This window comes from Cellulophaga sp. HaHaR_3_176, assembly GCF_019021925.1.
GTDB lineage: Bacteria > Bacteroidota > Bacteroidia > Flavobacteriales > Flavobacteriaceae > Cellulophaga.
Window position 1 is genome coordinate 2,295,891 of the sequence record NZ_CP058990.1, and the last position, 14,880, is coordinate 2,310,770.

Annotated in this window: 10 protein-coding genes; 8 read left to right on the forward strand and 2 right to left on the reverse strand. The window is 32.5% G+C overall.

Annotated features, from left to right (window positions below):
- Positions 1-11: 11 nt before the first annotated feature.
- Complete coding sequence (locus H0I23_RS10105) at positions 12-3,083, reverse strand: TonB-dependent receptor (protein WP_216783160.1); 3,072 nt, start codon at positions 3,081-3,083, stop codon at positions 12-14.
- A gap of 300 nt (positions 3,084-3,383) precedes the next feature.
- On the opposite strand from H0I23_RS10105, the gene H0I23_RS10110 reads away from it, so the two are divergent.
- The 4 genes from H0I23_RS10110 to H0I23_RS10125 are packed head-to-tail and all read left to right on the forward strand — an operon-like array spanning position 3,384 to position 9,216.
- Complete coding sequence (locus tag H0I23_RS10110; protein ID WP_216783162.1) at positions 3,384-4,772, forward strand: DUF1080 domain-containing protein; 1,389 nt, start codon at positions 3,384-3,386, stop codon at positions 4,770-4,772.
- On the forward strand, positions 4,765-6,126 hold the full coding sequence (locus H0I23_RS10115) for a Gfo/Idh/MocA family protein (RefSeq protein WP_216783163.1): 1,362 nt from the start codon (positions 4,765-4,767) through the stop codon (positions 6,124-6,126). The genes H0I23_RS10110 and H0I23_RS10115 overlap by 8 nt, the downstream gene beginning before the upstream one ends.
- Positions 6,127-6,179: 53 nt before the next feature.
- A complete protein-coding gene (locus tag H0I23_RS10120) occupies positions 6,180-7,361 on the forward strand; it encodes a Gfo/Idh/MocA family protein (RefSeq protein ID WP_216783165.1) in 1,182 nt (393 codons plus the stop codon).
- A gap of 19 nt (positions 7,362-7,380) precedes the next feature.
- The gene (locus H0I23_RS10125) at positions 7,381-9,216 is read left to right on the forward strand and encodes a family 78 glycoside hydrolase catalytic domain (protein WP_216783166.1); all 1,836 of its coding nucleotides are present in this window, start codon (positions 7,381-7,383) and stop codon (positions 9,214-9,216) included.
- Positions 9,217-9,243: 27 nt separating this feature from the next.
- Here H0I23_RS10125 and H0I23_RS10130 read toward each other — a convergent pair whose 3' ends face one another.
- On the reverse strand, positions 9,244-10,296 hold the full coding sequence (locus H0I23_RS10130; protein WP_216783167.1) for a substrate-binding domain-containing protein: 1,053 nt from the start codon (positions 10,294-10,296) through the stop codon (positions 9,244-9,246).
- Positions 10,297-10,478: 182 nt separating this feature from the next.
- Here H0I23_RS10130 and H0I23_RS10135 point away from each other — a divergent pair, with 182 nt between their 5' ends.
- The 4 genes from H0I23_RS10135 to H0I23_RS10150 are packed head-to-tail and all read left to right on the forward strand — an operon-like array spanning position 10,479 to position 14,879.
- Positions 10,479-11,294, forward strand: a complete 816-nt coding sequence (locus tag H0I23_RS10135) for an SDR family NAD(P)-dependent oxidoreductase (RefSeq protein WP_216783169.1) — start codon at positions 10,479-10,481, stop codon at positions 11,292-11,294.
- A 16-nt stretch (positions 11,295-11,310) separates the two neighbouring features.
- Positions 11,311-12,486, forward strand: coding sequence for a mannonate dehydratase (gene uxuA / locus H0I23_RS10140; RefSeq protein ID WP_216783170.1), 1,176 nt, complete (start codon positions 11,311-11,313; stop codon positions 12,484-12,486).
- 3 nt (positions 12,487-12,489) lie between these two features.
- Positions 12,490-13,899 (forward strand): glucuronate isomerase, encoded by a 1,410-nt coding sequence (gene uxaC, locus H0I23_RS10145; protein WP_216783172.1) that lies wholly within the window; start codon positions 12,490-12,492, stop codon positions 13,897-13,899.
- 5 nt (positions 13,900-13,904) lie between these two features.
- Positions 13,905-14,879, forward strand: a complete 975-nt coding sequence (locus H0I23_RS10150) for a TRAP transporter substrate-binding protein (RefSeq protein ID WP_216783174.1) — start codon at positions 13,905-13,907, stop codon at positions 14,877-14,879.
- The last annotated feature ends 1 nt before the right edge of the window (position 14,880 follow it).

Here is a 14,880-nt window from a genome sequence, read left to right on the forward strand (position 1 = left end):
TAATTTAAAAATTAGTAAGATAATTTTAGGCCAATTAAGACTGTCTTAGTCAAGTACCCTCCATTGTAGTTATTTTGAAGTCCTGTTTCAGGATCTGAACCATAATAATCGGTAAACGTAAATGGATTCTGAACATCTAAAGAAATACGCATACTACTCATGTTCAGTTTATCTAATGCTTTTTTAGAAAGCTCATATCCTAAACCTATATTACCTATGCGGATAAAATCAAAATCAGTATAAAACCAATCTGCATTTGCTCCATACTCTAATGCTGGATTTTCAGAATCTGGATTATTAGGAGTCCAATAATCTGTATTTACTTTATTAAATGTAGCATCATCTCCATTCCATGGCAATGAAAGTGAGTTAAATTCAGAATGTCCAAAACTACCCTGTCTTGTATAAGCTTGAATTGAAAGGTCTAAATTTTTATAGGTAAATGTATTTGTCATACCTGCTGTCCACTCTGGAGATAATTGACCTAAAACTACTTTATCATCATTATCTAAAACACCATCTTCATTTACATCTCTAAACTTATAAGCACCAGGAAAAGTATCATAAACAGCAGCTTCTGCAGCTTCGTCTAATTGCCAGATACCAATTTTATCAAGTGCCCAAATAGCATCTGCTGGTTGCCCTACTTGTAAAACACCATGATCTTCGTAAGGCAATAAATCTAAATCGCCATCTAACTCTAAAATCTTATTATTATTTTTAGCAAAATTTAAATTCGTTGACCAACTGAAATTATCAGTTACAACATTTCTTGTATTTAAAGTAATTTCAATACCCTTATTACTAACTGAACCAAAATTACCAATTGCATCATTATATCCTGATATTGGTGATAATTGTCTACCAAAAATACTTCCTACTGTCTTTTTATCATATAGTTCTAATGATAATCTTAATCTATTACTGATAATACCTAAATCTAAACCAATGTTAAATTCTTTAGTACGTTCCCAAGTTAAATCAGCATTAGACAACCCAGATATAATAACACCATTAGATGGATTTCCTCCAAATAAATAATCACTATTACTTAAAAAAGCTAAAGAATCATAAGCGTTTACTGAAGTATCATTACCTGCTTCACCATAACTCAAACGCAATTTTAAATTACTCAACCAGTCTGCATTTTGCACAAAGTTTTCATCAGAAACTTTCCAAGCAAAAGCTGCCGATGGAAAAAATGCCCATTTGTTATCTTTTGCTAATTTAGAAGATCCATCATATCTACCTGAAAAGGTAAAAAGATATTTATCTTGGATATTATAATTTATTCTACCAGCAAATGATGCCAATGACTCTTTCACGTATTCAGAATCATAATCTCTAATATCTGTACCAGACTCTGTATTGAAAAATAAATATGCATTTGTATCAAAGTTTCTAGTTTCTATATTAGAAGACTCTCTTTGATTGTGATATAATGAAGAAATAAGTGTCGCTTTAAGGTTATGACCTTTTGCTACATCGAAATTAAAATCAACTATATTATCCCAAGTATAAGATGTGTTGAAAAAAGAATCATAATGAGATTGAATTCTACTAGGGTCATTACGAGCTGCTTTTGTAAATAAACCTCTAAATTCTCCGAATCTAGTATTTTTTACATTTGGTGCAAATTGCGTTTTAAAACTAATCCAATCGTTAGGCTTATAGTTTAAAAATACATTTGCAATAACATCCATAGACTTCGTATTTACAGTCCACTCACCATTTGCATCGTAATATGGGTTTGTAAAACGAGTATCTTGATCATCTGGAAATAAAATAAGATTACCTTCTGTATCACGAGAATTAACAGTTGGTGCTAAACGTTGTGTACTTCTATACAATTCTCTACTTCCTTCTTCACGTTCTGAATAAGCTAAATACGTTTTTAAACCTACCGTAAATTTATCATTTATTCTTTTAGAAAGTGAAAGACTTAAGTTATAACGCTCAAAAGCTTCAATACCTATAACACCTTCATCTTTTAAGTAACCTAAACTACCATTGTAAACTAATCCATCAGATCCACCAGACATACCTAAGTTATGACTTGTTTGGATTCCTGTTTTTTGAAAATCTTTAATCCAGTTTGTGTAATTTCTGTTAGCTGCATTACTAGCTTCTTCATTTGTAGTTCTTATTTCTGTATTGATAAAAGATCCTACATCTACATTATTATAATCAGCAACTGTAGGTGTACCAGTACTAAAACCTTTAACCCATTCTCTACTTTTTATAACATCACTTACAAAATTAACATATTGATCTCCATTGAAATAATCAGGCTCATTAGCAACTGAACGAATACCTGCTGTAGTTTCGTAAGTAAACACTGTCTTACCTTCTACACCACTTTTCGTGGTTATAATAACAACTCCGTTTGCTCCACGAGATCCATATATAGCTGTCGCTGATGCATCTTTCAAAATATCCATTTGTTGAATATCTGCTGGATTTAAAATATTAATATCTTCAAAAAAGATACCATCTACAACATATAAAGGCTTTGTTCTATCTGATGTTGGATCATCACTTGCTCCATCACGACCTACATAAGCATCATTTCTAATAGCTGTATTTCCTCTAATTCTAATGCTAAGAGGTGCTCCTGGTTTGTTACTAAGTGATCTAACATCTACCCCTGCTACCTGACCTTTAATCGCCTGGCCAATATCTGTCTTCTTTTGCTCAGTTAAATTATCTGCACTTAAAGAAGCAACAGCACCAGTTAAATTGGTCTTTTTCACTGAACCATAACCAATTACTACAACCTCATCTAACAACGCAGTATCTTCTGACATTGTAACATTTAATGAAGACTGTCCTTTATAAGCAACCTCAGTTGAAGTATACCCTATATAAGAAAATTGTAAAGTCGCTCCACTACTTGCTTGAATCTCAAAAATTCCATCAAAATCAGTAACAGTTCCACTCGTTGTTCCCTTCACTACTACATTTACTCCCGGAATGGGCATACCCTGTTCATCTGCAACAACACCAGACACTTTAGTCTGCGCCATTAGTGTCGATGATAAACCTAATAATAAGGTAACCATTAATAGTTTTAGTTTTTCCATTTTTTTCTTTGTTAAGTTAATTGTTCGCTAAAGTAATGTTAAGGGCTTGTTAATGAATGGACATATTATTCTGATATATGGACAAAATATCCATATCAAATTAATCAATTTCATAAAAAAATGACTTTAAAATATTTTTATCACATTAATATCACCCTTAAAATTGTAAATATTAAATTTTGATATGCTATTTTTAAAGTCTAGAATAAACAACCTGTCCATAGTTTGGAGTGATTTATCCATTCAAAAAAACAACATATATAGTAATTTGCCTAACTTAATAACAAACTAAAATTTACAATGAAAAATTCCATTTTCTTAAATAAATTAATACTACTGTCTGTAGCTACTTTATTTTTTAACTGTAAAAACGAACCTAAAGATGATACTCCATGGATAAGCTTATTTGACGGAGAAACACTAAACGGATGGAACCAAAAAGGAGGAGTTGCAAAATACAGTGTTAGAGACGGAGCTATTGTAGGTAGCACTATTCACGATACGCCAAATTCTTTTTTAACGTCTGATAAAATGTATGGCGATTTTATTTTAGAATTAGATTACAAAGTAGATTCTAGTATGAATTCTGGTATACAAATACGTAGTAACAGTTTTCCTAACTATAGAGACGGTAGAGTTCATGGTTATCAAGTAGAAATTGACCCTTCTGATAGAGCTTGGAGTGGCGGTATTTATGACGAATCTAGACGTGGTTGGCTAAACCCGTTAGATGGCAACCCTGATGCACAAAAGGCATTTAAGCAAAATGATTGGAACCATTATAGAATTGAAGCAATTGGTGACACCTTAAAAACTTGGGTTAATGATGTGCCTGCTGCTTTTTTAATTGATGGTAAAACTGATAGTGGATTTATTTGCTTACAGGTTCATGAAATACATGCTGATAAAAAAGAAGGAACAGAGATTATCTGGAAAAACGTAAAAATTATTACTGATAGTGTTTCTAAATACAGTAGAAAATCACCTATCAAACCTATAAACACAAAAAACCAATTAACTATTGATGAGAGAAAAAAAGGTTGGAAATTATTGTGGGATGGTGAAACTACTAATGGATGGCATGGTGCTAAGCTTGATAAGTTCCCAGAAACTGGCTGGAAAATTGAAGATGGAATTTTAAGTGTTTTAGCTTCTGGTGGCGGAGAATCTACTGCTGGCGGAGATATTGTTACAAATGAATTGTATGCTGATTTTGAACTAACTGTTGATTTTAAATTAACACCTGGTGCAAATAGCGGTATAAAGTATTATGTAGATACCGAATTAAATAAAGGTGATGGTTCATCTATTGGTTTAGAATACCAAATTTTAGATGATGCCTTACACCCTGACGCAAAGCTTGGTAATCATGATGGTAGTAGAACAGTATCTTCTTTATATGATTTAATACAAGCTGATACTAATAAGCCTATTCACCCAATTGGAGAATGGAATACTGCTTACATCATATCTAAAGACAACCATGTTGAACATTGGTTGAATGATGTAAAGGTTTTAGAGTACGAAAGAAATAGTGATGAATACTTGAAATTAGTATCTGAAAGTAAATATGAAAAATGGCCAAATTTTGGCGGTTTGGAAAAAGGGCAAATATTATTACAAGATCATGGTGATTTAGTATCCTTTAAAAATGTAAAAATTCGTCCAATTAATACTATAAATGAATAAGAAGATGGGGTCAAACAGAAGAGATTTTATAAGAAAAACAGCCATTGGAGCTGTAGGAGTTACTTTAGGAAGCCATAGCGTAAATGCAATGTCTGCAAAAAGCTACTCTAAAATAATAGGTTCTAATGACAGAATACATGTAGCTATTCAAGGTTTAGGAAGACGTTACAATGCCTATATATCAGCTATGGGCGATAAAAAAAATAACATTGAACTTACCTACTTATGTGATGTCATGAAAAGTCAGCGTGATAAAGCTGCTATTAATGTTTCTAATTCAATTGGCGCTAAACCAAAATTAGAGAATGACATCAGAAACATCATTAATGATAAAAATGTTGATGCTATTTTTATGGCAACTCCTGATCATTGGCATGCACCAGGCGCATGTATGGCTATGCAAGCAGGTAAACATGTTTTTTTAGAAAAACCATGTAGTCACAACCCTGAAGAAGGAGAGTTACTTGTTGCATATCAGAAAAAATACAATAAAGTAGTGCAAATGGGGAACCAACAACGTTCTTCTTTACAGTCTCAAGAAATTATTAAAGATATACACAATGGTGTTATCGGTGATGCATATAAAGCAATTGCTTTTTACACAAGCAAAAGAGGCGCTGTTCCACATCAAGTAAAAGCGAACCCTCCTGAGGGTTTAGATTGGGATTTATTTCAAGGTCCTGCTCCAAGAAGAGAGTATACAGACAATACTTGGGATTATAACTGGCACTGGTATGGTTGGGACTATGGTACTGCCGAAATGGGAAATAATGCAACACATGAATTAGATATTGCACGCTGGGCTTTAGATGTAGAATATCCTGAGCACGTAGATATCAACGCAGGAAAATTCCAATTTAAAGATGATGGTTGGGAAATGTATGATACTATGGAGGCTACTTTCAAATTCGCAGATAAAAAAACAATCCAATGGGATGGTCGTAGCCGTAACGGATATGATAAATATGGTGCAGGTAGAGGTACAATTGTATACGGATCAGAAGGGTCTGCTAAAATAGATCGTGATGGATACCGCTTATACAACCTTAGAGGTGAATTAATAAGAGAAAATGTTGTACCTGGTATAGAAGATGGAAATGCACTAGGTGGTGGTGGACAGCTTTCTGCTGCACATACGGTAAACTTTTTTGATGCTATAAGAGGAAAAGCAGAATTAACTTCTCCTATCGATCAAGGTGCTATAAGCCAAATGCTTACTCACTATGCAAATATCGCCTATCGAATTGATAATTCTTTTGAGGTTGATGAAACCACAGGACGTATATTTAATAGAGAAGCTATGAAATTATGGTCTAGAACTTACGAACCAGGATGGGAGATAAAATCAGTATAAGTTTTTCAATTTAAAAATCTTACATTACCTATTACAACTATTAAAAGTTTGACATGAAAAGAAGAGAATTTATAATCAAAGGTTCTGTTGCATCAGCAGCTTTAACAACATCTGCAGTAGCTTTAGGAAACGTTTTTGATTTTAAAAATGCAAATGACACTTTAAATATTGGCGTTATAGGTACTGGTGACAGAGGAACTGGAATGATATCTAATATCAATAAAATTGATAAATTTAATGTTAGTGCATGTTGCGACGTTTTACCTTTTAGATTAGAACAAGGCTTAAATGCCGTAAAAGGAAAAGCAAAAGGATATGATGACTATCGTAGATTATTAGATAATAAAGCTATTGATGCCATTCTAGTTTCCACACCTTTTAATACACATTCTCAAATTGCTATTGATGCATTAGATGCTGGTAAGCATGTTTATTGCGAGAAAACAATGGCAAAAGGTTATGATGGTATTGACAAATTGACACAAAAAGTTAACCAAGCCAATACTACATTTCAAACGGGTCATCAATACCATAGTTCTAGGCTTTATACCCATGTGGTTGATTTAATAAGAAATGGAAAAATTGGAAAAATTGCCTCATTTGAATGCCAATGGAACCGCCATGGAGACTGGAGACGCATGGTGCCAAAACCAGACCTTGAAAGAGCTTTAAACTGGCGTATGTATCGCGAATATTCAGGAGGGCTATTAGCTGAACTTTGCTCGCATCAAATAGATTTTGCAAATTGGGTTTTAGGTGAAGTACCACACCAAGTTATGGGTGCTGGTGGTGTAGACTATTGGAAAGATGGTCGTGAAACTTTTGATAATATTCACTTAATTTATAGCTACCCTAGTGGTGTAAAAGCAACATTTACTTGTTTAACTAGTAATGCTAAAGATGGATATAAAATTAGAGTTAAAGGAGACAAAGGGTCGATTATTTTAGAATATTCAAAAGCTTGGTTTTATCCAGAAGGAAATGAAAAAAAAGAAATAGGCGTTTTGGATGGTGTTTCTGGAGCAACTATTAAATGGGAAGAAGGTTTAGGCATTCCTATTACTATGGAACATCTTGAGCCAAGTGAACAAGCTTTAATTGATTTTAGAGATAGTATTATTTCTAATAAAAAGCCAATTTCCGATATCGTAACAGGTGCCAATACAGCTATCTGCATACAAATGGGGTTAGATGCCATGTACAAAAATGCCATCATTACTAACCCTAGTTTATAATTATTTTATTACAAATACTATGAAAAAGCATATTGTTTTTCTTCTATTTATTGCATTTATTACAAAAATTCAAGCACAAAACAATAGCGGTAACGTTGAGCTAGAAACGACTCTAATTAGTCCAAAAAAAATCACCAAACTAAGTGAAGGATCTTATCTAATAGATTTTGGAAAAGCTTTTTTTGGCACAGTTCAATTAGAAAGTAAAAAAGCTCAAAACGATTCACTAGTTTTTCATTTAGGTGAAAAATTAGATAACCAGAATAAAGTAGACAGAAACCCAGGAGGCACAATTCGATATCAAAAAGTAGTTTTAAATGGGTTATCTGCAAATAAGAATAATACGCTAACGCTTAGTCCAGATAAAAGAAATACAAGTGGAGCCGCCATACTACTCCCTGAATCTATCGGAGTAATTATGCCTTTTAGATATTGTGAAATAGAGAATTTAAATATCCCCATTGAAGAAATTCAATTCTCTCAAAAAGCAATTCATAATAGATTTAATGATAACGCTAGTGATTTTACATCATCAAATAAGGTTCTAGACTCTATTTGGGATCTTTGCAAGCACACTATAAAAGCTACTAGCTTTACAGGTTATTACGTTGATGGTGATCGTGAAAGAATCCCCTACGAAGCTGATGCTTACATCAATCAATTAAGTCATTATAGCGTAGATAGCGTTTATACTATAGGTCGTAGAACTAACGAGTATTTTATTGATAACCCAACATGGCCAACTGAATGGTTGTTACATACTGTTTTAATGTTTTATACCGATTATATGTATACTGGAGATTTAACACCTTTAGAAGAGCATTATGAGAATCTTAAATTAAAAACTTTAATGGATTTAGAGCGAGAAGATGGTTTAATAAGCTCATCATCTCCAAACCTTAATAGGGAATTAATTAAACGATTAGGTTTTAAAAAACCAGATACCAAAATAAAAGATATTATAGATTGGCCTCCTGCTCAAAAAGATACGGGCTGGAAATTGGCAACTGCTGAAGGAGAAAGAGATGGATATGAAATTGTACCTGTAAATACCGTTGTAAATTCTTTTTACTATTACAACTTAAAACTAATGACTGAAATTGCTGGTTTTCTTGACAAAAAAGAAGATGTTATATTCTTTAAAAATAAAGCAGCGGCTGTAAAAAATGTAATCAATACCAAGTTATTTGATGCTGAAAAAGGATATTATATTGATGGAGAAAACAGCACACACGCCTCTTTACATGGCAATATGTTACCCCTAGCATTTGATTTAGTACCAGATGAGCATATAAAAAGCGTCACCTCTTTTGTAAAAACAAGAGGTATGGCTTGTAGTGTTTACGGTGCTCAATATTTATTAGAAGGTCTTTTTAAAAATGGCGAAGCACAATATGGTTTTGATTTAATTACCGAAACTGAAGGCGATAGAAACTGGTGGAATATGATTGAAGTGGGTGCAACTATGACTATGGAAGCTTGGGATGTAAAATACAAACCAAATTCTGATTGGAACCACGCTTGGGGAACAGCTCCTTTAAATATTATAACACGCTATATGTGGGGTGTAAAACCTAAAACTGCAGGCTTTAAAATTGCAGAAATAAAACCTCAATTAGCAGAATTATCACATACGACCATTAAAGTACCTACTAAAAATGGTATAATTTCTGGAACTTACGAAAAGGATGAAAAATCAGAACTCTATACTATCGAAATTCCTGAAGGAATAACAGCAGAATTTACACTACCTTCTAACCAAAAAAAAGGCTTACTTAATGGCAAGAAAATTAAAAATAATAAAACTGTAATTATTCTCAATAGTGGAATTAATAAAATTCAATTAAAACAGTAAAATTATAATTTTACTGTTTTAATTGAATTACTTATTATGTTTACTAAAGCTTACATTTTCTTTAGTTAAAATCTCTATTGGTGAATATATTCGTTCATCTAATTCCTTTTTATCTACTAAAAAATCTACTATTAATTTAATAGCTTCATAAGCTTCTTTAAAAGGCTGTTGCGATATTAAAAATGCTACTTTTTCATTTTCTAAGCACATTACATTCTTATCAGTACCATCAAAACCAATAAGTACTAAATCGTTTATTTTTGTAGAGCTAATGGCGTTTGCAAATGTAAACACCCTACTATTAGGTACATAAACGCCTTTTATACTAGGGTTCTCAATAAACATAGTCTCCAACTTTTCTTTTAACTCTTTCGTATTATCTAAATCAATGACATTTACATTAATAACATTGATAGGCGCTCTATTTGTCGGAAAATAATCTTCAAAACCTTTTATTCTATTATATATAGCATGGTTATTATCTAGGTTTATCCTTGTTTGCATAATGGCAATCGTGCTCTTTCCCTCTAAAGAAAGCCGCATTAATTTCCCTGCTAAAAAACCACTCATATACGAATCTTGCCCGATAAATGAAATATTATTACATCCTTCTAAATTAATATTCAAGAATAAATAAGGAATCTCTTTCTGATCTAATTCTTTTGTTAAAACTCTAGTAGCAGAACCAAATAAAGGAGCTAATAAAATAGCATCTGGCTGTGAAGTAATTATTTTTTTTAATTGATGTACATAAGAAGCTTCATCAAACTGATTAAAATTAAAACACGCCACATTTGCTCCAATTTTCTTCACTTCATCTTTAGCTTTCAAAACTCCCATTGTTGGAGATTTCCAAAAAGTATTTTCAGTGTCATAATCAGGAATCAGAACTGCAATTTGAACCCTTTTATTTAAAGCTAATGAGCTTGCTAATGCATTAATTTGAAAATCATGTTTTTCTATGATTAACTTAATCTTAGCTTCTGTTTTCTTAGAAACTCCTCCCCTATTGTGAATTACCCTATCTACAGTACCTGCAGAAACTTTAGCCTCTTTTGCAATGTCATTAATAGTAACCATATAGAGCTATTCTAGTTAAAAAATTATTTTTACGTGTGCGCACACAAATATTGGTAAATATAGTGAATATAAAAAAATTCTATCTATATTTACGTGTGCGTACACGGAAATTTTAATAAAAAATTAAAATCAACATGTAACACTTCGTGTTTATAAAAATAACCTAAGTAAAATAACAGGTAATGAATTTGTTTGATATAGAAAATAAAGTAATCTTAATCACAGGCGGTGGCGGCGTATTAGGCGGTGAAATGTCTAACTACCTATTGGGAAATGGTGCTACAGTTATTGTACTTGATCGTAGAGAAGAAACTATAAATACTTCTTTAGATAAATTAAAAAAAGTTAGCACCAATGTTTTCGGTTATGTATGTGATGTACTAGATGAAACTAGCTTAAAAGAAATTGCCGATAAAATTGTAGAGGCACATGGCAAAATAGATGTACTGATTAATGCTGCGGGCGGTAATATGCCTGGCGCAACAATTGGTGTCGATCAAACAATTTTCGATGTAAACATTGATCACTTTAAAAAGGTTGTCGATTTAAATTTATTCGGAAGTATTTTACCTGCTCTAGTTTTTGGCAAAAAAATGGTTGAAAACAAAACAGGTGTTATCATCAATATATCTTCAATGACTGCCCAGAGTGCTATTACACGTGTAGTTGGTTATTCTGCATCTAAAGCAGCTATTGATAATTTCACAAAATGGTTATCTGTAGAATTAGCTTCTAAATTTGGAGAAGGATTACGTGTTAACGCAATTGCTCCTGGCTTTTTTATTGGCAATCAAAATAGAGACTTATTAATAGATAAAGAAACGGGTAAATATACCGATCGCGGAGATACTATTATTAGAAATACTCCTATGAATCGTTTTGGAGAAACAGATGAATTAAACGGGACTATTCATTATTTATGTGCAGATGCTTCAAAGTTTGTTACAGGAATTGTAGTACCTATTGATGGAGGATTTAGTGCATTTAGCGGAGTCTAATTAAAATATTAAAAAGATGGAACAAACATGGCGTTGGTACGGACCAAATGATCCCGTATCGTTATCAGATATAAAACAAGCAGGCGCAACTGGTATTGTCTCTGCTTTACATCAAATTTCAAACGGAGAAGTTTGGGAAGTTGCTGCAATTAAAGAACGCAAAGCTATTATTGAGAGCGTTGGATTAACATGGAGTGTGGTAGAAAGTATACCCGTTCATGAAAACATTAAAACACGTTCTGGTAATTTTGAAACATATATTGAGAATTACAAGCAGAGTATTAAAAATTTAGCTTCTTGTGGTATCCATATTATATGTTATAATTTTATGCCCGTTCTAGATTGGACCAGAACATCACTTGATTACGAAGTAGAAGATGGTTCTAAAGCACTACGTTTTGATGTAACTGCTTTTGCTGCATTTGAATTATTTTTATTAAAAAGACCTGGTGCAGAAAACACATATTCAGACACTCAAAAAGTTGAAGCTAAAGCATATATTGATCAATTATCAGATGCTGACAAAACACAATTAATAAATAATATTATTGCAGGGCTACCTGGTGCTGAAGAAGGCTACACTTTAGAGCAATTTCAAAAAGTTTTAGATACTTATGATGCTATTGATGCTCCTAAATTGAGAGAAAACTTAGTGGCTTTCTTAAAAGAAATTATTCCTGTTGCTGCTCAAGAAAATGTAGTAATGTGTATTCACCCTGATGACCCTCCTTTTCCTATTTTAGGCTTACCTAGAGTAGTTAGTACAGAGGCAGATTATGCTTATTTATTTAAGCAAGTACCACATATAGCAAACGGGATAACCTATTGCACTGGGTCTTTAGGGGTAAGAGAAGACAATAATTTAGTCCAGATTTTTAAGCATTTTGCCGATCGTGTACATTTTATTCACCTTAGAAGCACAAAAAGAGATGCAAAAGGCAACTTTTTTGAAGCTAACCATTTAGATGGCGATGTAGACATGTATAGTGTCGTAAAAGAAATTCTTTTAGAGCAAAAGCGTAGAACTAAAGAAGGTCGAAAAGATGCTATAATACCTATGCGACCAGATCACGGCCACCAAATGTTGGATGATTTAAAGAAAAAAACAAACCCTGGATACTCAGGAATTGGAAGGTTACGTGGTTTAGCAGAATTAAGAGGATTAGAATTAGGTATCAAAAACAGTTTATAAGCAATGGCTTCAATAACATCAAAAAACTTTATTACAGATAATTTTTTATTGAATTCTGATATAGCCGTAAAACTATATCATGATTTTGCTAAAAACATGCCAATAATTGATTATCACAATCATTTATCACCAAAGCAAATTGCAGAAAATAAGCCTATGGCTAATCTTTCTGATGCTTGGCTAAATGGTGACCATTATAAATGGCGCGCTATGAGAGCTAATGGTATCGATGAAAAGTATATTACAGGTAATGCATCACAAGAAGAAAAGTTCAACAAATGGGCAGAAACAGTACCTTATACCTTACGAAACCCTTTATTTCATTGGACACATTTAGAGTTAAAACGTTATTTTGATGTAGATGAAATTTTACAAGAAAATACTGCTTTCGCTATTTATAGTAAAGCCAATAAAATTTTAGCAGATAAAACTCCTGCACAACTTCTTAAACAAATGAATGTAGAAGTTATTTGTACTACAGATGACCCTATTGATAGTTTAGAATACCATCAAGAAATTGTAAAGCAAGGTTTTTTCACTAAAGTATACCCAACTTTTAGACCTGATCAACTTTTCTTAATCAATAAAGATTCTTTCAAAAGCTATTTAGAGAAATTAGAAACTTGTGTTTCTTTCTCTATAAATTCTTTAGATGATTTATTAAAGGCTATACAAAGCAGAGTAGATTTTTTTGATGATAATGGTTGTCGTTTATCTGACTTTGGATTAGAGCAAATTTATGCCTTTCACTTTACAGATGATGACGTTAATACTATTTTGAAAAAAAGACTTTCTGGAGCTGAACTTTCTGAAAATGAAATGAATAGTTACAAATCATGCATACAATATCATTTAAGTAAAATGTATCATGCTAAAAATTGGATACAACAGTTTCACTTAGGAGCACTTAGAGATAATAACACTCGTTTATTGGAAGAATTAGGAGCCGATTCTGGTTGTGATTCTATGGGAGATAATACGCATGCAAAATCCATGTCTGCCTTTTTCGGTAGGTTAGATTATGAAAATATCTTAGCTAAAACTATTAGTTATAATTTAAATCCGTCGCAAAATGAAGTTTTTGCTACTATGATGGGAAATTATAATACTGGAGAATGTGCCGGTAAAATGCAATGGGGATCTGGTTGGTGGTTTTTAGACCAAAAAGATGGTATGGAAAAACAAATGAATGCACTTTCTAATATGGGATTATTAAGTAAATTTATTGGAATGCTTACGGATAGTAGAAGTTTTTTATCTTTTCCAAGGCATGAATATTTCAGACGTATTTTATGTGATTTAATTGCTGAAGATGTTCGCAAAGGTTTAGTTCCTGATGACATCAACTTCTTAGGTAAAATGATCCAAGATATTTGTTATAATAATGCGGTAAATTATTTTAAATTCAACTAAAAGTTATGAAGTATCGTACGCTACTCTTTATCATTCTTACCTTGTTTATCGCTTCGTGTAAAGAAGAGTCTGGAAGTAAAACGCTTTATTTAGCACATACTTTACCACAAACTCATCCTGTACACAAAGGAATTTTAAAATTTCAAGAAGCTTTAGATAAAAAATCTGGTGGTACTTTAAAAATCAAAATTTTCCCTGATGGCCAATTAGGGTCTGAACGTGAAGTTTTAGAATTATTACAAATTGGAAGTGTTGCTATAACTAAAGTTAGTGCTGCAACTATGTCTAATTTTGTGCCTGAATACCATGTACTAGGCATACCTTATTTATTTAGAGATAAAGAGCATCAATTTGATGTTTTGGAAGGGCCGATTGGTAAATCTATCTTAGAAAAAGGAAGTAAATTTTACTTACGTGGCTTATGCTATTATGATGCAGGTAGCCGAAGCTTTTACACAAGTAATAAAGCAATTAGAACTCCTGATGATTTAAAAGGGTTAAAGATTCGTGTAATGAACAACCAAATGGCAATTAACATGGTTAATGCTATGGGAGGTTCTGCTACACCAATGGCTTACGGAGAATTGTATACAGCAATACAACAAGGCGTTGTTGATGGTGCAGAAAATAATGCACCTTCTTTTGTTTCTTCTAATCATTTTGAAGTAAGTAAATATTATACACTTGATCAACATTCTGCAGTACCAGATGTACTTTTAATAAGCACTAAATACTGGGACACATTATCTGAAGAAGAAAAGATTTGGGTACAAGAAGCCGCAGAAGAATCTGCTGAAGCTGAAAAAAAATACTGGAACGATTCTGTTGAAGAGTCTATGAAAATAGCTTCTGAAGCTGGTGTAGAGATAATTATTCCTGAAAAATCTTTATTTGCTGAAAAATCTAAATCAGTTTTAGAAGAATTCGAAAAGGAAAATCCTGAATTAAAAAGCTTAATTAAACAAATTAAAAAGAACTAAT

Excerpts from the sequence above, each read along its gene's own strand:
- H0I23_RS10105 (WP_216783160.1), bottom strand. The coding sequence starts at position 3,083 with ATGGAAAAACTAAAACTATTAATGGTTACCTTATTATTAGGTTTATCA.
- H0I23_RS10110 (WP_216783162.1), top strand. The coding sequence starts at position 3,384 with ATGAAAAATTCCATTTTCTTAAATAAATTAATACTACTGTCTGTAGCT.
- H0I23_RS10115 (WP_216783163.1), top strand. The coding sequence starts at position 4,765 with ATGAATAAGAAGATGGGGTCAAACAGAAGAGATTTTATAAGAAAAACA.
- H0I23_RS10120 (WP_216783165.1), top strand. The coding sequence starts at position 6,180 with ATGAAAAGAAGAGAATTTATAATCAAAGGTTCTGTTGCATCAGCAGCT.
- H0I23_RS10125 (WP_216783166.1), top strand. The coding sequence starts at position 7,381 with ATGAAAAAGCATATTGTTTTTCTTCTATTTATTGCATTTATTACAAAA.
- H0I23_RS10130 (WP_216783167.1), bottom strand. The coding sequence starts at position 10,296 with ATGGTTACTATTAATGACATTGCAAAAGAGGCTAAAGTTTCTGCAGGT.
- H0I23_RS10135 (WP_216783169.1), top strand. The coding sequence starts at position 10,479 with ATGAATTTGTTTGATATAGAAAATAAAGTAATCTTAATCACAGGCGGT.
- uxuA (WP_216783170.1), top strand. The coding sequence starts at position 11,311 with ATGGAACAAACATGGCGTTGGTACGGACCAAATGATCCCGTATCGTTA.
- uxaC (WP_216783172.1), top strand. The coding sequence starts at position 12,490 with ATGGCTTCAATAACATCAAAAAACTTTATTACAGATAATTTTTTATTG.
- H0I23_RS10150 (WP_216783174.1), top strand. The coding sequence starts at position 13,905 with ATGAAGTATCGTACGCTACTCTTTATCATTCTTACCTTGTTTATCGCT.